At 69.1% G+C, this 16493-nt stretch carries 21 protein-coding genes and 1 tRNA gene; 8 read left to right on the forward strand and 14 right to left on the reverse strand.

Annotated features, from left to right (window positions below):
* Positions 1–108: 108 nt before the first annotated feature.
* The 5 genes from scpB to ASD25_RS13455 all read right to left on the reverse strand — a co-directional run bounded on the left by scpB (position 109) and on the right by ASD25_RS13455 (position 4661).
* Positions 109–768, reverse strand: coding sequence for an SMC-Scp complex subunit ScpB (gene scpB, locus ASD25_RS13435; RefSeq protein ID WP_156389307.1), 660 nt, complete (start codon positions 766–768; stop codon positions 109–111).
* Entirely contained in the window at positions 765–1583 is an 819-nt protein-coding gene (locus ASD25_RS13440) for a ScpA family protein (protein ID WP_056617540.1), read from the reverse strand. Before ASD25_RS13440 ends, scpB begins: the two co-directional genes overlap by 4 nt.
* Positions 1584–1587: 4 nt before the next feature.
* The gene (gene nagZ, locus ASD25_RS13445) at positions 1588–2637 is read right to left on the reverse strand and encodes a beta-N-acetylhexosaminidase (protein ID WP_156389308.1); all 1050 of its coding nucleotides are present in this window, start codon (positions 2635–2637) and stop codon (positions 1588–1590) included.
* A 7-nt stretch (positions 2638–2644) separates the two neighbouring features.
* Positions 2645–3409 carry an SPOR domain-containing protein gene (locus ASD25_RS13450; RefSeq protein ID WP_056617549.1) on the reverse strand — a complete coding sequence of 255 codons (765 nt, stop codon included), beginning with the start codon at positions 3407–3409 and terminating at the stop codon, positions 2645–2647.
* A 76-nt stretch (positions 3410–3485) separates the two neighbouring features.
* Positions 3486–4661 carry a deoxyguanosinetriphosphate triphosphohydrolase gene (locus ASD25_RS13455; RefSeq protein WP_056619107.1) on the reverse strand — a complete coding sequence of 392 codons (1176 nt, stop codon included), beginning with the start codon at positions 4659–4661 and terminating at the stop codon, positions 3486–3488.
* Between the two features lie 63 nt (positions 4662–4724).
* Between ASD25_RS13455 and erpA the strand changes: the two genes are divergently transcribed.
* From erpA to ASD25_RS13470, 3 genes are all read left to right on the forward strand, one after another.
* Positions 4725–5102, forward strand: a complete 378-nt coding sequence (gene erpA / locus ASD25_RS13460; protein WP_082572406.1) for an iron-sulfur cluster insertion protein ErpA — start codon at positions 4725–4727, stop codon at positions 5100–5102.
* A 78-nt stretch (positions 5103–5180) separates the two neighbouring features.
* Positions 5181–5855, forward strand: a complete 675-nt coding sequence (locus ASD25_RS13465) for a hypothetical protein (RefSeq protein WP_156389310.1) — start codon at positions 5181–5183, stop codon at positions 5853–5855.
* A gap of 53 nt (positions 5856–5908) precedes the next feature.
* Positions 5909–6700, forward strand: a complete 792-nt coding sequence (locus ASD25_RS13470; RefSeq protein WP_056617554.1) for a LytTR family DNA-binding domain-containing protein — start codon at positions 5909–5911, stop codon at positions 6698–6700.
* Here ASD25_RS13470 and ASD25_RS13475 read toward each other — a convergent pair.
* A complete protein-coding gene (locus ASD25_RS13475) occupies positions 6679–8007 on the reverse strand; it encodes a dihydroorotase (RefSeq protein WP_056619114.1) in 1329 nt (442 codons plus the stop codon). The two genes, ASD25_RS13470 and ASD25_RS13475, sit on opposite strands and share 22 nt — an antisense overlap.
* 143 nt (positions 8008–8150) lie before the next feature.
* Positions 8151–9110, reverse strand: a complete 960-nt coding sequence (locus tag ASD25_RS13480) for a glycosyltransferase family 9 protein (protein WP_056617557.1) — start codon at positions 9108–9110, stop codon at positions 8151–8153.
* Positions 9111–9194: 84 nt separating this feature from the next.
* Between ASD25_RS13480 and ASD25_RS13485 the strand changes: the two genes are divergently transcribed.
* Complete coding sequence (locus ASD25_RS13485; protein WP_056617560.1) at positions 9195–9983, forward strand: folate-binding protein YgfZ; 789 nt, start codon at positions 9195–9197, stop codon at positions 9981–9983.
* A 59-nt stretch (positions 9984–10042) separates the two neighbouring features.
* Here the strand turns inward: ASD25_RS13485 and ASD25_RS13490 are convergent, their stop codons facing one another.
* The gene (locus ASD25_RS13490; protein ID WP_056617562.1) at positions 10043–10315 is read right to left on the reverse strand and encodes a hypothetical protein; all 273 of its coding nucleotides are present in this window, start codon (positions 10313–10315) and stop codon (positions 10043–10045) included.
* Positions 10316–10434: 119 nt separating this feature from the next.
* On the opposite strand from ASD25_RS13490, the gene ASD25_RS13495 reads away from it, so the two are divergent.
* Positions 10435–11085: a cyclase family protein gene (locus ASD25_RS13495; RefSeq protein ID WP_056617565.1), complete on the forward strand. Its 651-nt coding sequence runs from the start codon at positions 10435–10437 to the stop codon at positions 11083–11085.
* 50 nt (positions 11086–11135) lie between these two features.
* Here the strand turns inward: ASD25_RS13495 and ASD25_RS13500 are convergent, their stop codons facing one another.
* The gene (locus ASD25_RS13500; protein ID WP_056617568.1) at positions 11136–11417 is read right to left on the reverse strand and encodes a DUF6289 family protein; all 282 of its coding nucleotides are present in this window, start codon (positions 11415–11417) and stop codon (positions 11136–11138) included.
* Positions 11418–11563: 146 nt separating this feature from the next.
* Here ASD25_RS13500 and ASD25_RS13505 point away from each other — a divergent pair, with 146 nt between their 5' ends.
* A complete protein-coding gene (locus ASD25_RS13505; RefSeq protein WP_056617571.1) occupies positions 11564–12163 on the forward strand; it encodes a DNA-3-methyladenine glycosylase I in 600 nt (199 codons plus the stop codon).
* Between the two features lie 83 nt (positions 12164–12246).
* The gene (locus tag ASD25_RS13510) at positions 12247–12834 is read left to right on the forward strand and encodes a ribonuclease HII (RefSeq protein ID WP_056619117.1); all 588 of its coding nucleotides are present in this window, start codon (positions 12247–12249) and stop codon (positions 12832–12834) included.
* Here the strand turns inward: ASD25_RS13510 and ASD25_RS13515 are convergent.
* From ASD25_RS13515 to pyk, 3 genes are read right to left on the reverse strand one after another with little or no spacing between them, the layout of a single operon-like run.
* Positions 12831–13100 carry a hypothetical protein gene (locus tag ASD25_RS13515; RefSeq protein WP_056617574.1) on the reverse strand — a complete coding sequence of 90 codons (270 nt, stop codon included), beginning with the start codon at positions 13098–13100 and terminating at the stop codon, positions 12831–12833. The genes ASD25_RS13510 and ASD25_RS13515 overlap by 4 nt on opposite strands.
* A 46-nt stretch (positions 13101–13146) precedes the next feature.
* Positions 13147–14187 (reverse strand): DNA adenine methylase, encoded by a 1041-nt coding sequence (locus tag ASD25_RS13520; RefSeq protein ID WP_056617577.1) that lies wholly within the window; start codon positions 14185–14187, stop codon positions 13147–13149.
* Positions 14188–14202: 15 nt separating this feature from the next.
* A complete protein-coding gene (pyk, locus tag ASD25_RS13525) occupies positions 14203–15642 on the reverse strand; it encodes a pyruvate kinase (protein WP_056617580.1) in 1440 nt (479 codons plus the stop codon).
* Positions 15643–15795: 153 nt separating this feature from the next.
* Between pyk and ASD25_RS13530 the strand changes: the two genes are divergently transcribed.
* The gene (locus ASD25_RS13530; RefSeq protein ID WP_056617584.1) at positions 15796–15978 is read left to right on the forward strand and encodes a DUF3606 domain-containing protein; all 183 of its coding nucleotides are present in this window, start codon (positions 15796–15798) and stop codon (positions 15976–15978) included.
* Between the two features lie 4 nt (positions 15979–15982).
* Here ASD25_RS13530 and ASD25_RS13535 read toward each other — a convergent pair whose 3' ends face one another.
* Together ASD25_RS13535 and ASD25_RS13540 are read right to left on the reverse strand one after the other, a co-directional pair.
* Positions 15983–16330, reverse strand: coding sequence for a DUF1428 domain-containing protein (locus tag ASD25_RS13535; protein ID WP_056617586.1), 348 nt, complete (start codon positions 16328–16330; stop codon positions 15983–15985).
* Between the two features lie 61 nt (positions 16331–16391).
* Positions 16392–16476: transfer RNA gene (locus ASD25_RS13540), tRNA-Leu, on the reverse strand.
* Between the last annotated feature and the right edge of the window lie 17 nt (positions 16477–16493).

The raw sequence follows: 16493 nt of genomic DNA on the forward strand, positions 1-16493 counted from the left end.
CCCTCCCCGCGGAGCGGGGCGGAGACAGGTCGCGGCGCCCGTCTCCTCCCTGTCGCGAAGCGATGGGGAGGGGGACCGCGAAGCGGTGGAGGGGCGGCCGCCGGGAACTCAGTCCTCAGCCACGAAATCCTGCGCGAACTCGGGCGCGTCCTCGACGCCGTCCAGCAAGGGCGCGTCATCGTCGTCGCCGGCGCGTGACGGGTCGGGAACCTCGAAGCCGACCGGGATGGACAGGTCCAGCAGACCCGCCGCCTTCATCTCCTGCACGCCCGGCAGATCGTACAGGCTGGCGAGGCTGAAATGCTCGAGGAATTTGTCTGCTGTCGCGTAGGTGACGGGGCGGCCCGGCGTGCGGCGACGGCCTTTCAACCGGACGAAGCCCATCTCCAGCAGCAGGTCCAGCGTGCCCTTGGACAGGGAGACCCCCCGCACGCTCTCGATCTCGGCGCGGGTGCAGGGCTGGTGGTAGGCGATGATGGCGAGTGTCTCGAGCGCGGCCCTGGATAGCCGGCGCGGCTCCTCACGCTCCTCGGTCATCAGGAAGCCGAGGTCGGCGGCCGTGCGGAACCGCCAGCGGTCGGCGACGCACTCCAGCTCGACGCCCCGGCCCTGATACCGCTCGCGCAGGGCGGAGATGGCGCCGCCCACGTCGGCGCCCTCGGGCAGGCGGCGCGCCAGTTCGGCCGCCGACAGCGGGCCGGCGGCGGCGAACAGCAGGGCCTCGACGCGGCGTTCGATCTCTCCGTGATCGGGGGTGAACTGGATCACGGCATCAACTCCAGCGGCTGACCGCGCCCGCGCCGTTTCAGATACAGCTCGGCGAACGCCTCGGCCTGTTTCACATCCATCGCCCCCTCCTTCACCAGCTCCAGACTGGCCGACAGGGTGGAGGCGGTAAAGCTGGACTGGGTCGGGCCCTCCGTTCCGCTATGGGCGGGCGCGACCTGGTCCAGCGGCGTCCACTGATCCAGCCGGGGCAGGATGTCTCTCAGCCAGTCCCGCGCCGCCTCAAGGCCGAAGGCCTCCACGCGCTGGCCGGGATTGTACTGGCGCAGGCCCTCTCGGCGGCGCTGGGTCACATAGGCGGCCATCAGCTCGTACAGGCTGGCGTCGATCTGGTCCGAAGGCACGATCATGATTGCCTCGGGATCGCCGCGCGTGAAGACGTCGCGCTTCAGCCGTGGCCGGGCGGTGATGGCCTCGACCGCCTTGCGCATGGCCTCCAGCTTCTGGAGGCGGAAGGCCAGGGCGGCGGCCATTTCCTCGGCGGGCGGTTCGTCGCCCTTCTTGTCGGTGCGTGGCAGCAGCAGCCGCGACTTCAGATAGGCCAGCCAGGACGCCATCACGAGATAGTCGGCCGCCAGCGAGAAATTGCGCCGCCGCGCCTCGTGGACGAAGGCGAGATACTGTTCGGCCAGTTTCGTGATCGACAGCTTCAGCAGGTCAACCTTCTGCGTCCGCGCCAGAGCCAGCAGGACGTGCAGCGGGCCCTCATACCCCTCCAGATCCACCACGAACGCCTCGCGCTCGTCGACCTGTTCGGCGGCGGTGAAGTCCAGATTGGGCTGGAAGGCGTCGGTCATCGGATCAGGCCTGCGCCTCGCCGACGTCCGGACCGCGCGCGGCGTCCAGCTTTCCCTCCAGCAGGGCCGCGAACCGGGTCCGGGCCTCGGGTTCGTCGAGCGGTTCGGGCGTGTGGACGATGCGCGCCATGGCCGCGGCGGCGCGCTTCGCCCCCTGCCCCTTCAGCTTGCCGGCTCCCTCGGCGACCAGCCGCATCTCGTCCAGATCGCCATTGCAGTGCAGGACCACATCGCAGCCCGCCTTCAGCGAGGCCTCGGCCCGTTCGCGCAGGCTGCCGGACAGGGCCTTCATGGACAGGTCGTCGGTCATGATCAGCCCGCCGAAGCCCAGATGATCCCGCATCAGGCGCACGGCCTTCTTTGAGGTGGTGGCCGGCCGTTTCGGATCGATGGCGTCGAACACCACATGGGCGGTCATCGCCAGCGGCATGTCCGACAGGGCCTTGAACGGGGCGAAGTCCCAGCCGTCCAGCGTCTCGAAGTCGGCGTGGACCACCGGCAGGTCATGGTGGCTGTCAGCGAAGGCCCGGCCGTGGCCCGGCATGTGTTTGATCACAGGCAGGACGCCTCCGGCCAGAAACCCTTCCGCCGCCGCCCGCCCCAGCTGCGCCACTGTCGCCGGATCATGGGCGTAGGCCCGATCGCCAATGATGTCGTGGGCGCCGGGCACTGGTACGTCCAGCACCGGGGCGCAGTCGACGTTGACCCCGACCGCCCGCAGGTCATGCGCGATCAGCCGCGCGCCCAGCCGCGCCAGTTCACGCGCCGCCAGAGGATCGTTGGTCGCCTTCAGATAGGCCTCGCCGGGCGGATATTTGCGCCAGTGCGGCGGGCCCATCCGCTGCACCCGTCCACCCTCCTGATCGATCAGAATCGGGCAGGCCGGGTCGCCGATGCAGTCGCGCATCTCGCCGGTCAGGGCCCGCATCTGCTCGGGACTGTCGACGTTGCGCCGGAACAGGATGAAGCCCCACGGCCGGACGTCGGCGAAGAAGGCCTTCTCCGCTTCCGTCAGCCGATGGCCGCTGCAGCCGTAGATCGCCGCGGAGGTCACCGGTCGGTCAACGCACGAAGCAATCGCCGCCGCCGGCCTTGATCGCATTGCAGAGGCCGGTCGCCTGTTCGCGGCTGAGGCCCGTAACGGTGGTGCGATAGACGGTCGCGCCGCTGGAGGCGGTCACTTCCTGCACGCGCTTGTCGGCGCCGCGGGTGAACTGCGGATAGCGGGCGACGATGGCGGCGAACTCGCGGTCGGCGAGGCTGGGGGTCGAGAAGGCGCCGATCTGGACGCCCGAGCTTCCGCCGGCGGCGGGCGCGGGATCCGCCTTCGGAGCCGGCGTGACGGCGGGGACCGTCGGTGCGGGGACTGGCCGGGGCGTCGTCGCAGCGGGCGCTGGCAGCGGCGCCGGCGCCGGTCGCGGCTGAACGGCCTCGGGCGGCGGGGTGAAGACCGGTGCGGCTGTCGGCGCCTCGGCGTTGGAATAGACGTCGATGCCGGCTTCCGGGTCGACGGGTTGGGCGTCCAGCGGCGCCTCGGCCTTCATCTCGCCGACGGGCGCGCCCACCGCGGGCGGGGCGTCGCTCGAGGAGCGCGGGCCGGCGCGGTAGTAGACCACCACGGCGATGATCAGCAGGAGGAGCACCACGGCCGAAATGATCAGGGTCATCGGCGGCGCCTTGGCCCCGCCCCCTCCGCCGCCGCCACGGCGCGGATCATAGCCGCCGCGGTTGAATGGCAGGTCGTCGTCCGTCGGCGGCGTATAGGCGCCGCGGTCGTGGCCGGGATCGCGACCCGGGTTCGGACGATAGGGATCTTCGTGGGACATGACCGCGCCTTCCAGCCGGGCCGCGCGAATCGGCGCGCCCGAACCTCATCCTAACCCGCCCAGCGAACTCTTCGAATCACAGATCGAGAGCGAGGTCGAGGCTGAACAGCTTCTTGTGTTCCTCGATCGCGTAGCGGTCCGTCATGCCGGCGATGTAGTCGCACACCGCCCGCGCCCGTTTCGCCTGATCCGCCGTCGCGGCCTTGCCCGACCATTCGGGCGGCAGGGTCGCGGGTTCCGCCATGAACAGCTGGAACATCTCGGCCAGGATGCGGCGCGCCTGACTGCGCGTGCGGTTGACGCGATAGTGGCGGTACATCCGCTCGAACAGGAATTGCCGCAGCACGCCCAGATCGGCCAGCATGGCGGGCGAGAAGGCGACCAGCATCCGGTCGGCCATGCGCACATCCTCTGACGAGCGGATCTTCCCGGCCTCGATCCGACGTTCGGTCTCGGCCAGCACGTCCTCGACCATGACCCCGATCATGCGGCGCACGGCCTCGATGCGGATCATTCGCTCGTCGATAGTCGGCCAATCCCTGCGCACGCTGTGCAGCACAGGACCGATCAGCGGCACCTGCGACAGGTCGTCGAGGGTGAACAGCCCCGCCTGCACTCCGTCGTCGACATCGTGGTTGTTGTAGGCGATGTCGTCGGCGATGGCGGCCGCCTGCGCCTCCAGCGAGGCGAAGGTGCCCAGCCGCAGGTCCCAGCCGGGGGCGTAGTCGGCGATGGCCTTCCACGCCGGCTCGTGCAGACGGTGCGACACCGGGCCGTTGTGCTTGACCACCCCCTCGACGGTTTCCCAGCTGAGGTTCAGCCCCTCGAACTGAGGATAGCGGTGTTCCAGCCGGGTCACGACGCGGAAGGTCTGGACGTTGTGGTCGAACCCGCCCCACGGCTCCATCTGGGCCTGAAGCTCGTCCTCGCCGGCGTGGCCGAACGGGGGATGGCCGAGGTCGTGCGCCAGGGCCACCGTCTCGGCCAGATCGGTGTCCAGCCGCAGGGCGTGGGCGATCGATCGCGCGATCTGCGCCACTTCCAGACTGTGGGTCAGGCGGGTGCGGTAGTGGTCACCTTCGTGCGCGACGAAGACCTGGGTCTTGCCCTTCAGGCGGCGAAAGGGGGTGCAATGGATGATCCGGTCGCGGTCGCGGGCGTAGGCGTTGCGCGTGCGGCTGATCGGTTCGGGCGTCAGCCGGCCGCGGCTGTGCTCGGGATATTCGGCGTAGGCGGCGCGCTCGGGGATCAACGTCGGCTGCTCATTCGGCTGCGGGCCTTTGCGAACGGCCACCCGCGCCTCATATAGGCCCCTGTGAGCACCGTCCAATCCGCCCCCGCATTCCAGATATCGCCGTCCGCCGGCGGTCACGGCCTGACCCTGTCCGAAAGCGCCGCGCGGCGGCTGGAGACGCTGGGCCGGGACGAGGGCCATCCCGTCATGCTGCGGGTCGCCGTAGACGGCGGCGGCTGCTCGGGCTTCCAGTACCGGCTCGAACTGGTGGACGCCGCAGAAGCCGACGACATCCGCATCGAAGCCGAGGGTCAGACCGCGCTGGTCGACCCCGTCTCCCTGCCCTTCCTCAAGGGCTCCGAGATCGCCTTCGTCGATGATCTGGCGGGGGCGCAGTTCGTGGTGCGCAACCCGAACGCCGCCTCCAGCTGCGGCTGCGGCGTCAGCTTCTCAATCTAGACCCGCGTTTCGTCCCGGCGGGCCGCGACTGGTCCCGCGCGCCGTGACCGACCCGGCGCTCGGCGGCAACCTCAGGGGATGGAAGCGCTCTTCACCCCCACACTGATCCTGCACATCACCTGCGGCCTGGCGGCATCGCTGGTCGGCCTCGCGCCGATCTTTACCCGCAAGGGCTCCCGTCTGCATCGGCTGTCAGGCCGGCTGTTCGCCGGGCTGATGGCGACGCTGCTGGCGGCGGCGTGGTTGATGACCGCCTTGCACTTCAGCCCCTACTTCCTCGCCCTGTCGGCGACGGCGACCATGACGCTGTTCTCCGGCGTCCGCGTTCTGGGGAGAAAGCGGCCGGACATTCGGCGAGAGGATCGGGCGAAGCCGCTCGACTGGATCGTCACCCTCGGCGTGGTCGGCGTCGGACTCTGGGTGCTGTTCCTCGTCGTGACCGGACAGACGGGCGATCTGGCGGCGGTGTCTTCCGCCCTCGCCTATGGCGCTCTGGTCTACGGCGGCTGGGACCTGTGGCGGTTCGCGCGGCCGACCGACTGGCCCTTCTCGCCCAACCTGTGGAACTATGAGCATCTGGCCAAGATGCTGGGAGCCTATGGCGCGGTGCTCTCGGCCTTCTCGGGCAATTTTCTCACCTTCATTCCCACGCCATGGAGCCAGCTCTGGCCCAGCTTCCTGTTCCAGACGGTGACCGTGATCTGGATCGCCGTCCTGATCGTGCGCCGTCGCCGCTCGACGGCGTTCGCCTGAGCCGGGTCACGACCGCAGAGTGGGTCGGGGTCTTCACGGCCTACAGCTATGGCATGACCACCATCTGCGCCGCCTGGTTCATGCGCCGGGCGGTCGAGGCGAAGGGCGGACATCTGGGCGTCGCCGAGTCCCTGATGTGGCAGGGCGCGACCTTCGCCGTCTGGTTGCCGGTCGGGATCGTCGTCTGGCTGATCATCCGCCGCTTCGGCGCCGGACTGGCCGCACTGGCCGCCCTGACGGTCGCCGGCCTCGCCATTGTACCGCTGGCCGCACTCGCGGGGGCCGCCATCGATCTGGCCTTCGCCGCGGGTCCGGCTTCGAAACTGGCCGGGCGGACGCTGGGTCGGACCCCGGTGGCCATCCTGCTCTACACCGCCATCTGCGCCGTCGGAGCGGCGGCAGCACACCGGAGCCGCGCCGTCGAGGCGCAGGCCCACGCCCGCACGCTGGAGGCCGCCCTTCGCGCCGCCCGCGAGGCGCTGGCCGGATCGGACGCGCCGGTCGAGCGGGTAATGGTCATGATGGGGAACCGGCGCGCGCCGGTCCTGCTGGACGAGGTCGAATGGTTCGCCTCCGCCGGCAACTATGTCGTCGTCCACTGGGGCGACCGCGAAGGCCTGATCCGGGAGCCTTTGAAGGCGCTGGAGGCGCGGCTGGACGGTCGCGTCTTCGCCCGCAGCCACCGTTCGACCCTCGTCAATCTGGCGCGGGTGCGCGAGACGCGATCCCTGTCCGACGGCTCATGGCAGCTGACCATGGCCAGCGGGACGGAGCTGGTCGCCAGCCGGACCTATCGCGACGCCGTGATGGCGCGGCTGGGCCGTCAGGACGCCAGCGTCTCCTGAAAACGCACCGGCCGCCCGTGGGCCGCGCCGATCAGTTCGCCGTCCTTCATCACCACCCGCCCGCGCACGATGGTGGCGACGGCCTTGCCGGTCGCCTCGAACCCGTCGAACGGCGTCCAGCCCGCCCGGCTGGCCATGTCGGCGTGGGCGATCGTGTGTTTCGCCTTCAGATCGACGATCGTCAGGTCGGCGTCATAGCCCTCGGCCATCCGGCCCTTGCCGGCGATGCCGAACACCCGGTTGGCGCCGTGCGAGGTCAGGTCGATGAACCGGTCCAGCGACAGCCGTCCGTTCGCAACATGCGTCAGCATCACCGGCACCAGCGTCTGAACCCCCGGCATGCCCGAGGGCGACGCCGGATAGGGTCGGGCCTTCTCCTCGATCGTGTGCGGGGCGTGGTCCGAGCCCAGCACGTCGAAGACCCCCTGCTCGATCCCGGTCCACAGCCCCGCGATATGATGGGCGTTGCGGATCGGCGGGTTCATCTGGGCATAGCCCTTGAGCCGGGCGTAGGCCTCGTCGCCATCCAGCGTCAGATGCTGGGGCGTGACCTCGGCGGTGGCGACATCCTTGTGGTCGGCCAGGAAGCGGACCTCCTCGGCGGTGGAGACGTGCAGCACATGGATGCGGGCCCCGACCTCCCGCGCCAGTCGGACGAGCCGGCGGGTCGACATGATGGCGCTCTCTGCGTCGCGCACCTCGGGGTGGCTGGTCCAGTCGCCGGTGCGGGCCAGCGGGCGGCGCTCGACCAGCCGATATTCGTCCTCGGAATGGAAGGTGGCGCGCCGTTTCACATGGGACAGCACCTTGCGCACGCCCTCGTCGTCCGCGACCAGCAGGGTGCCCGTCGAGGCCCCCATGAAGACCTTGACCCCGCAGCAGCCGGGCAGCCGTTCCAGCTCCGCCAGATACTCGGCGTTCTCGTGCGTGCCGCCGATATAGAAGGCGTGGTCGGTCCACATCCGGTCGCGGGCGCGGGCCAGCTTGTCGGCGAGGGTGTCGGGATCGGTGGTGTTGGGCTCGGTGTTCGGCATCTCGAACACGGCGGTGACGCCGCCGAGGGCCGCTGCGCGGGAACCGGTCTCGAGGTCTTCCTTCCACTCCAGCCCCGGCTCGCGGAAATGAACCTGGGTGTCGATGACGCCGGGCAGCACGGTCAGGCCGGTCGCGTCCACGACCTCGCCGGCGCTGGCCTGCGACAGGTCGCCGACAAAGACGATCCGGCCGTCGGTCACACCGACGTCGGCCATGCCGCGCCCGGCGTGGTTGGCCACCTCGCCGCCGCGGACGATCAGGTCGTAGTTCATCTCATCACCGTCATCCTCGGGCTTGTCCCGAGGACCCATTTCTGCGGTCGCATGGTCAATCGTGGTTCGAGACCGGCGATCAAAATCATCCGCTCGCTTATGCGGACGGATGGGTCCCCGGGACAAGCCCGAGGATGACGGTTTTAAGAGTTGTTCCGCTCCGCCAGCAGCTTCGTCGCCGCCTTCAGCACGCGATCCGCGGGCAGGTCGTTCATATGCTGGATGGCCTGGTTCAGATTGGGGTCGATCTTGCGATATTCCTCGACGGAGCGCGGGCCACGCACGGCGACCCCGCCCCAAGGTCCGTGCTCGACCTCGTCAGAGGGTCCGAAGGCGGCGACCACAGGAACTCCGCTGGCGACGGCCAGATCGGTCCAGATCGTATCCGCCCCGACATAGAGCGCCGCCCGGCCGAGCGCCGCGACGGTCTCCAGCCGGCCCAACCGCCCCTGCAGCTCGGTGACGCGGTTGCGGGGCAACGACAGCCGCACGGTGTGGGCGGCGTCGCGGGCGTTGTCGTCCCCGACCACGATCACCCGCCCGCCCTGCAACGGACCGCCGTCGCCGACGAGGGAAACCGCGATCTTGGCGTAGCGTTCGGACGGCCAGATTTTGCCCATCCAGTCCGCGCCGGGGCCGATGGCAAGGATCGGAACCGCCTCGTCAGGTATGAGGGCGTCGGCCTTTGCCTGCGTCGCCTGAGACACGAACAGCTTCGGAGCGGGAATGTCCTCGAGCTGCAGCACCCGCGCAGCCTGTTCCACGGCATGGACTCCGGCCTCCCAGGCGCCGCGCACCGCCCGCTTCTGGCGTTTCAGCTTGCTGGACAGGGTCGTGCCGCGCATGTCGACCACCAGCCCCCAGCGGGTCTCCCGCACCTTGTTCCACAGGCCCAGCCAGTCCAACCGGCTATCGCGCTCCAGCACGATCAGGCGATCGAGGCGCGGCGTGTCGGCGAACAGCGGCGCACTCTTCGGCGACCCGACCACGGTGAAGCTCGCCGCCGGCATGGCCTCGACCAGATACGCCAGCACGCCGGACGACAGGATCGCGTCGCTCGCGTCGGCCTCGGCGATGTACAGAATTGGAAACCGGCTCGCCATGGATGCACCGTATACGGATTCTCTCCTCGCATCAGGCGCGTCTCAGGTGTGGTCCACAGACGCGCGCGGCCCTATCTAGGCCTCATGGCCCCTCGCATCGCCCGACTCGACAGCCGCGCCCTGATCCGCGTGACCGGGCCCGACGCCCGGCCCTTCCTGCACAATCTGCTGACCCAGGACGTCGAGACCCTCGCGCCCGGCCAGCTGCGGTTCGGCGCCCTGCTGTCGCCGCCGGGGCGTCTGCTGTTCGACCTGTTCCTGATGGGGCTCGAGGACGGAGTCCTGCTGGACGTCGCTGCAGAGCGCCGTGAGGCCCTGCTGCAGCGGCTGGCCATGTACCGGCTGCGGGCACAGGTCGCGGTCGAGGCCGACGACAGCGCGGTGTTCGCGCTCTGGGACGGCGACGCAGAGGGCTTCGCACCCGACCCGCGCACGCCCGCGCTCGGCGGTCGCCGCTACGGCGACGGCGTCGAGGCCAATGCGTCAGAGGACGACTGGCAGGCGCATCGCCTCGCCGTCGGCGTTCCGGACCCGGCCGCCGATGCGCCATCAGACAAGACCTATCCGATCGAGGCCGATTTCGACCTGCTGAACGGCATCGATTTCCAGAAGGGCTGTTTCGTCGGTCAGGAGACCACCTCGCGCATGAAGCGGCGCGGGGCGATCAGGAACCGGATGCTGCCGATCGCCTTCGACGGCCCCGCACCGGCCTTCGGGGCCGAACTGCTGAACGGCGAACTGCGCGCGGGCGAGGTGCTGAGCGGGCGGGACGGCGAGGCCATGGCGCTGGTCCGACTGGACCGGATCGAGGGCGAGCTGACCGTGGACGGCCGCCCGGTGACGGTCAGACGACCGGACTGGACCACGCCCTGAAACGGAAAACGCGCCCGGGGTCGACCCCGGGCGCGTCTCCGATTGGCAGAACCCGTCGACTACTGGGCGGGGGTCTCGGCGGGCGTCACGATGGCGGCGTCGACGTTCTCGGCGGCCTGGTTGGTCGCAGCGGCGGTGTTCGCGGCGGCTTCGTTGGTGGCGGCAGCGGCGTTGTCCGCTGCGGCTTCGGCGTTGACGGCGGTGTCCTGGGCGGCCGAGGCGGCCGTGGCGCCGGCGGCGTCAGCGGTGGCGGCGGCGTTCTCTTCGGTCTGCTGCGAGCAGGCCGTCAGTGTCAGGGCGGCCGCGGCGGCGGCGAACAGGGCGATACGCATGGGGGAAGTCCTTCCTTGTTGGAAGAATGCTTGTTCAACCTGCGCCGTGACTTGTCCAGCGCTTTACCCCCCCGTAGAGCGGTCGCGCATCATCGCCTTCCCCGGAACCGGAGCCGCCCATGCCCCTGATCGACCTCAGCCACACGATCGAGGACGGCATGATCACCTACAAGGGCCTGCCCGCGCCGCTCATCTGCGACCACCTGAGCCGGGAGGCGTCGCGCGCCAACTATGAGGCCGGGACCGAATTCCAGATCGGCCGCATCGAGATGGTCGGCAACACCGGCACCTATCTGGACACGCCCTTCCACCGGTACGCCGACGGCGAGGACCTGAGCGATGTCGGCCTGGACCGCGTCGCCGGCCTGCCCGGCCTGGTGGTGCGCGTTCCCGACGTGCAGGCGGTGGACGCCGACCGGTTCGCCGGCCTCGACGTGCGCGGCAAGGCCGTGCTGGTCCACACCGGCTGGGCCCGCCACTGGCGCACCGACGCCTATTTCGAAGACCACCCGTTCCTGACCGAGGCCGCCGCTGCCCTGCTCGTTCAGGCGGGCGCGGCGCTGGTCGGTATCGACTCCCACAACATTGACGACACCCGCACGCGGTTGCGGCCGGCCCACACCGTGCTGCTCGGCGCCGGCATTCCGATCTGCGAACATATGCGCGGGCTGGAGCTGCTGCCGGACAGCGGTTTCCGCTTCACGGCGGCGCCGCCGAAGGTGAAGGCATTCGGGACGTTTCCGGTGCGGGCGTTCGCACAGCTGGGTTAGCGTCGACAAAGGCCCGCCTCCGGAAGAGACGGGCCCGATATGCCTTCGGATCACCATTCAATGGGCGGATCGTTCCAGCCCGGGAACGGGGGATCGCGCTCGCATTTCTCCCCTTGGACGAATTTGGCGTACTCGGTCTGGACGCCCCAGCGCCCTCCATTCCCGGAGCACGAGATCGTCCGCCCTCCGACGATCTCGTTATAGGTGGCGTCGCTATAGTATTCCCAGTTGATCTCATACTGGGGCAAGGCGGCGGCTGGGCCGCTCGCGACGACAGCGCCAAGCGCCACGAGTGCGGCGGCTATCTTGCCGCCCGGGATACGTCTTTGCATGATGACTCTCCGGTTGTTGGGGCCACCACCTTGGGTCGCACAAATACAGATCGGCAAGTAACTAAGCCGTGTAGTTTATTGGATCGCAACCTTAACGGTCCGACTTCGGCGCCTCGGGATCCTTCGGATTGCGCTAGCCTCCCCCCATGCCCGACTCACTCCACCGCTGCGCATGGTGCGGGACCGACCCGTTGTACGTCGCCTATCATGACGAGGAGTGGGGCGTGCCCGAGTATGACGCCCGCGCCCTGTGGGAGAAGCTGGTGCTGGACGGCTTTCAGGCCGGGCTCGCCTGGATCACCATCCTGAGAAAGCGCGAGGGGATGCGCGACGCCTTCGACGGCTTCGATCCGGCCAAGGTGGCGGCCTATGGCGAGGCGGACATCGAGCGGCTGCTGGGCGACGCTCGCATCATCCGGTCGCGGGCCAAGATCAACTCGGCCATTAAGGGCGCGAAAATCTGGCTGGAGATGCAGGAGCAGGCCAGTCCTGGGGGCAAGGACTTCAGCGAATGGCTTTGGTCGTTCGTCGGCGGCGCGCCGATCCAGAACCACTGGCCCGACAGCGGCGGCCGTCCGGTCGCGACGCCTGAATCCGAGGCCATGGCAAAGGCGCTGAAGAAGCGCGGCTTCACCTTCTGCGGGCCGGTCATTGTGTACGCCTTCATGCAGGCTGTGGGCATGGTCAACGACCACGGCGTGGAATGCTTCCGTCACGGGCAGGTTCGTGCGATGGCCGACACGTGAAGTCTCCGGCGAAAACCTCTGCAAAGGCAAAGCTCAAGGCAGCGCCCAACGTCGCGCGCGTCTTTCCGACGCTCGGCCTCGAACTGCTGCTGATCCAGTCCAGCGGCGGGCCTGTGTGCGGCGTCGACGAGGCCGGACGCGGTCCCTGGGCCGGGCCGGTGTCGGCCGGAGCGGTGATCCTGAATCCCGACGACCTTCCCGAGGGCATCGACGACTCCAAGGCCCTGACCCATGCCCGGCGCGAGATGCTGGAGATCGAGATCAAGGCCCGCGCCGTCGCCTGGGGCGTCGGCTTCGCCTCGGTCGAGGAGATCGCCGAGCTGAACATCCTGCACGCCACGGGTCTGGCCATGTGCCGGGCGATCGAGGCGCTGTCGGTCCAGCCCGTCGCGGCGCTGGTCGACGGCAACTACCGCTTCAAACTGCCGTGCGACGTCCAGACGGTGGTCGGCGGGGACGGCCTGTCACTGTCGATCGCGGCGGCCTCGATCCTTGCCAAGACGGCGCGGGACCGGCTGATGGTCGAGCTGGATGCGGAATATCCGGGCTACGGCTTCGCCGGTCACAAGGGCTACAATGCGCCGGTGCATCAGGCGGCGCTGAAGACGCTGGGTCCCTGCCCCGCGCACAGGCGCAGCTGGGCCCCTATCCGGGCCCTGCTCGAAGACTAGATGTGCAGGGCGCCGCCCAGCAGCGCGCCCATCAGGGCCGCAGCGACGCCGCCGCCCACGATATGGACCCACGCGGGAAGGCCGGCGAACTCTTCGGTCCCCGTGGGCTTGGCGCGGTGCGACCGGTAACCGTCATTGGCCGGGCGGGCGTCGATCCGGCGAGCGACAGGCGGTCGCCAGGACACGGTCTCGAACGCATCGGTCGTGCGGCTGTAGGCGTTGTGCGCGTACTGGCGGCGGGCGGGGGTCAACGACAGCTGTTCCATGCCGCCCTAACGGCTCAGGAATCCGTCAGGTTCCGTACGCTGGCGGTCAGGCCGCGTCGGCCAGGCTGACGGGCCGCTCGCTGACCACAAACAGGTATTCGACGTTCCTCAGCCGGCCCACGGCGCCGACCTTTTCGCCCTTCGGATTGTGGATGCCGATGCGGGCGCCGACGTAGCGCGGACGGGCGATCTCGATCACCTGCACCTCGCCCCGGCCGGACAGCATGCGGACCAGCTGATCGCGGTCCAGATAGCCCTCGTCATTGAACGAGACGATCAGGTTCGGCGCCTTCAGCCCCTCGATCACGGCCTGCAGCGCCGGGGCGATGCCGGGCCGGCTGTTGAAGGCGCTCTTGCGGGTGCGGACGTCGATCCGCTTGTTGGCCACGCCATAGGTCTCGGGCCGGTCCCACAGGATCAGGCTTTCCCAGCAGTGGTAGTTTCCGAGATAGGAATGCTGGTTGTAGGGCGGATCCAGATAAACGAGGTCGGCCTCGACCTGCGGGGCCAGTTCGACGGCGTCGGCGTGGGTCGCCTTGCACGGCCCCGCCGCGACACCGGGCAGGATGTCGGGCATCCGCAGCTCCAGCGGCTTCAGCGCCCGCGCCGCCCACTGTTTCATGTACGCCATCTGCAGACCGGCCGTGGAATCCACCCGGTCGGCGGCCTCCATCAGACTGACGAGCGCGATCGCCTCCAGCTCGGGCTCCAGCGCCATGGCCGCGATCCGGTCGCGCATGGCGTCGATGATCGCGCCGTTTGCCGGCGTGAAATAGCGGGCGTCCTCGCAGAAGGCCTTGGTGAACCAGCCCGCCTCGGGCGTCACGGTCCGCAGTTCGGCCAGCACCGCCTCCGCCTTGTCCAGCCAGCGTTCGCGGTCGGCCTGCACATAGGCGGTGGCCAGGGTGTGGGCGTAGGCGTTGTGGTCGTTTGACCAGACCTGAAACCCTTCACGCTTCAGGGCGTGGCCGACGCGGGCGCTGCCGGAGAACAGGTCGCACACCGTGCCGCCGTCGGGCAGGCCGGCGCGGACCGCGGTCGCGATCTGCGTCAGCAATGCCCGCTTCGACCCGATGTATTTGATCATGCCGACCCTTGAGGATCAGGCGCGCGACTTGCCGCCCTTGGTCGGAGCATGGGCCAGTCGCAGCAGATTCGCAGCCCCCGGCGCGCCGAAGGGCGTTCCGGCCAGGATCAGGATGCGCTGGCCCGGCTGGGCCATGTCGTAGGCGACGGCGCTGTTGACCGCGTCCTCGGTCACGTCCTCCAGCGACGCCGGCTCCTTGCCCAGCCGTGTCTCCAGCCCCCAGACGAGGGCCAGCCGCCTCGCCGTGTCGGGATTGGGCGTCAGGGTCAGGATGGGCTGCAGCGGCCTCTCGCGCGCCATCCGCCGCGCCGTTCCGCCCAGCGTTGTGAACACCACGATACAGGCCGTCGACTGCGCCTCGGCCGCCTTGCGCGCCGCGGCCACAAGGGCGTCGGCGTCGATGTCGTCCATGCCGGCGTGTTCGGCGTCCATCAGGCTGGGCCACATCGGGTCCTGCTCGACCCGCTCGATGATCCGGCTCATCACGCCCACGGACTCCAGCGGATAATCGCCCGACGCCGTCTCGGCCGACAGCATCAGGGCGTCGGCGCCCTCATAGGCGGCGTTGGCCACGTCCGAGGCCTCGGCCCGGGTCGGAGCCGGCGACGACGTCATCGACTCCAGCATCTGGGTCGCCACGATCACCGGCACGCCGCGCTGGCGGGCGGCGCGGATGATCTGCTTCTGCGCCACCGGCACCTCTTCGGGCTCCAGCTCCACGCCCAGATCGCCGCGCGCGACCATGACGCCGTCGCAGTAGTCGAGGATGCTCTCCAGCTGGCTCAGCGCCTGTGGCTTCTCGATCTTGGCCAGACAGGCGGCCCGGCCCTTCACCAGTTGCTTCAGCTCGGCCATGTCCTCGGCCTTCTGGACGAAGCTCAGCGCCACCCAATCGACGCCGATGCGCAGGGCGAAGGCCAGATCCTCGCGGTCCTTGGGCGTCAGGGCCGAGACCGGCACCACCGCCTCGGGCACGGCGACGCCCTTGCGGTCCGACAGTTTCGAACCGCTCTCGACCGTCACATCAGCCCATTCATCGGTCCGCTCGCCAACGCGCAGACGCACCCGACCGTCGTCGAGCAGCAGCAGCATGCCGGTGCGCAGGGCCTTGAAGATCTCGGGGTGCGGCATCTGCACCCGCGTCGCGTCGCCCGGCGTCGCGTCGAGGTCGAAGCGCATTTTATGGCCCGGTTTGACGTCGATCTCGACGTCCTTGAACCGGCCCAGCCGCAGCTTCGGTCCCTGCAAGTCAGCCAGCACCCCGAGCGGGCGTTTGAGCGCCAGTTCGGCGCCACGCACCGCTTTCAGCGCGGCGGCGTGATCCTCGTGCGAGCCGTGGCTGAAGTTCAGACGGAAAACGTCCACCCCCGCCTGGGCCAGGGACTTGACCATGCCGGGCGCCCGGCTGGCGGGTCCGAGGGTCGCGACGATGCGGGCGCGCCGGGCTCTTTTCATCGAATATCCATAGGGCCTGAGGGGCGATTCCTCCTTGTGCCCATGAAAAGCTTACCGGGTAAGGGCGGTTCTTTGCGAGAAACACGAAGTTATGCCGACCTGTCGCGCACGACCGCGTTTCGCGCTACCTCAGCCCAAGCAACGGAGCGGACCATGGCGGGCCTGAAGGACAAGCGCGGCTTTATCGACCGGGACCGGCTGGACCTGTCCGAGCGTCAGGCCGTCGAACACTGGATGAAGCGCTGGGGCGTGACCCGCGACCAGCTGACCGCCGCCCACCGCAAGGCCGGGCGCAACATCAAGGACATCGCCGCCGAACTGGGCAAGAAGCGCTGAGGCGTCAGCCGTCCAGCATGACGTCGAAACCGCCCCAGATCATGCGCTGACCGTCGAAAGGCATGTCCGGGTCCTGCATGCGCGGATCCTCCATGACCTTCTTCTGGCCGGCGTCACGGGTGGCCTTGTCCGGCCATTCGACCCACGAGAAGACCACGACCTCGTCGCCGTCCGCCTTCACCGAGCGCTTGAAGTCGGTGACCTTGCCGTCGGGCACGTCGTCGCCCCAGCATTCGACCACCCGGGTCGCGCCATGGTCCCTGAAGACCTGCTGGGCCTTGGCGGCCGCAGTCCTGTACGCCTCCTTCTTGCCGGCCGGGACCGGCACCACGAAACCATCGACATAGCTCATGACGTGTCTCCTCTGACGGAGACACAACGCGCGGATGCGCCGCCGGTGTCAAAAACGGCCGTGGTGCGAGCGGCGGGGGTCGAACCCGCATGACCGAAGTCGCGAGATTTTAAGTCTCGTGCGTCTACCAGTTTCGCCACGCTCGCAGCCTGCGCGTGATCTA

The organism is Brevundimonas sp. Root1423 (assembly GCF_001426805.1).

Excerpts from the sequence above, each read along its gene's own strand:
- ASD25_RS13450 (WP_056617549.1), bottom strand. The coding sequence starts at position 3,409 with ATGTCCCACGAAGATCCCTATCGTCCGAACCCGGGTCGCGATCCCGGC.
- ASD25_RS13485 (WP_056617560.1), top strand. The coding sequence starts at position 9,195 with ATGGCCCCTCGCATCGCCCGACTCGACAGCCGCGCCCTGATCCGCGTG.
- ASD25_RS13465 (WP_156389310.1), top strand. The coding sequence starts at position 5,181 with ATGGAAGCGCTCTTCACCCCCACACTGATCCTGCACATCACCTGCGGC.
- ASD25_RS13470 (WP_056617554.1), top strand. The coding sequence starts at position 5,909 with ATGACCACCATCTGCGCCGCCTGGTTCATGCGCCGGGCGGTCGAGGCG.
- ASD25_RS13490 (WP_056617562.1), bottom strand. The coding sequence starts at position 10,315 with ATGCGTATCGCCCTGTTCGCCGCCGCCGCGGCCGCCCTGACACTGACG.
- ASD25_RS13495 (WP_056617565.1), top strand. The coding sequence starts at position 10,435 with ATGCCCCTGATCGACCTCAGCCACACGATCGAGGACGGCATGATCACC.
- ASD25_RS13500 (WP_056617568.1), bottom strand. The coding sequence starts at position 11,417 with ATGCAAAGACGTATCCCGGGCGGCAAGATAGCCGCCGCACTCGTGGCG.
- ASD25_RS13535 (WP_056617586.1), bottom strand. The coding sequence starts at position 16,330 with ATGAGCTATGTCGATGGTTTCGTGGTGCCGGTCCCGGCCGGCAAGAAG.
- ASD25_RS13520 (WP_056617577.1), bottom strand. The coding sequence starts at position 14,187 with ATGATCAAATACATCGGGTCGAAGCGGGCATTGCTGACGCAGATCGCG.
- ASD25_RS13515 (WP_056617574.1), bottom strand. The coding sequence starts at position 13,100 with ATGGAACAGCTGTCGTTGACCCCCGCCCGCCGCCAGTACGCGCACAAC.
- ASD25_RS13440 (WP_056617540.1), bottom strand. The coding sequence starts at position 1,583 with ATGACCGACGCCTTCCAGCCCAATCTGGACTTCACCGCCGCCGAACAG.
- ASD25_RS13530 (WP_056617584.1), top strand. The coding sequence starts at position 15,796 with ATGGCGGGCCTGAAGGACAAGCGCGGCTTTATCGACCGGGACCGGCTG.
- ASD25_RS13480 (WP_056617557.1), bottom strand. The coding sequence starts at position 9,110 with ATGGCGAGCCGGTTTCCAATTCTGTACATCGCCGAGGCCGACGCGAGC.
- ASD25_RS13475 (WP_056619114.1), bottom strand. The coding sequence starts at position 8,007 with ATGAACTACGACCTGATCGTCCGCGGCGGCGAGGTGGCCAACCACGCC.
- pyk (WP_056617580.1), bottom strand. The coding sequence starts at position 15,642 with ATGAAAAGAGCCCGGCGCGCCCGCATCGTCGCGACCCTCGGACCCGCC.
- ASD25_RS13505 (WP_056617571.1), top strand. The coding sequence starts at position 11,564 with ATGCCCGACTCACTCCACCGCTGCGCATGGTGCGGGACCGACCCGTTG.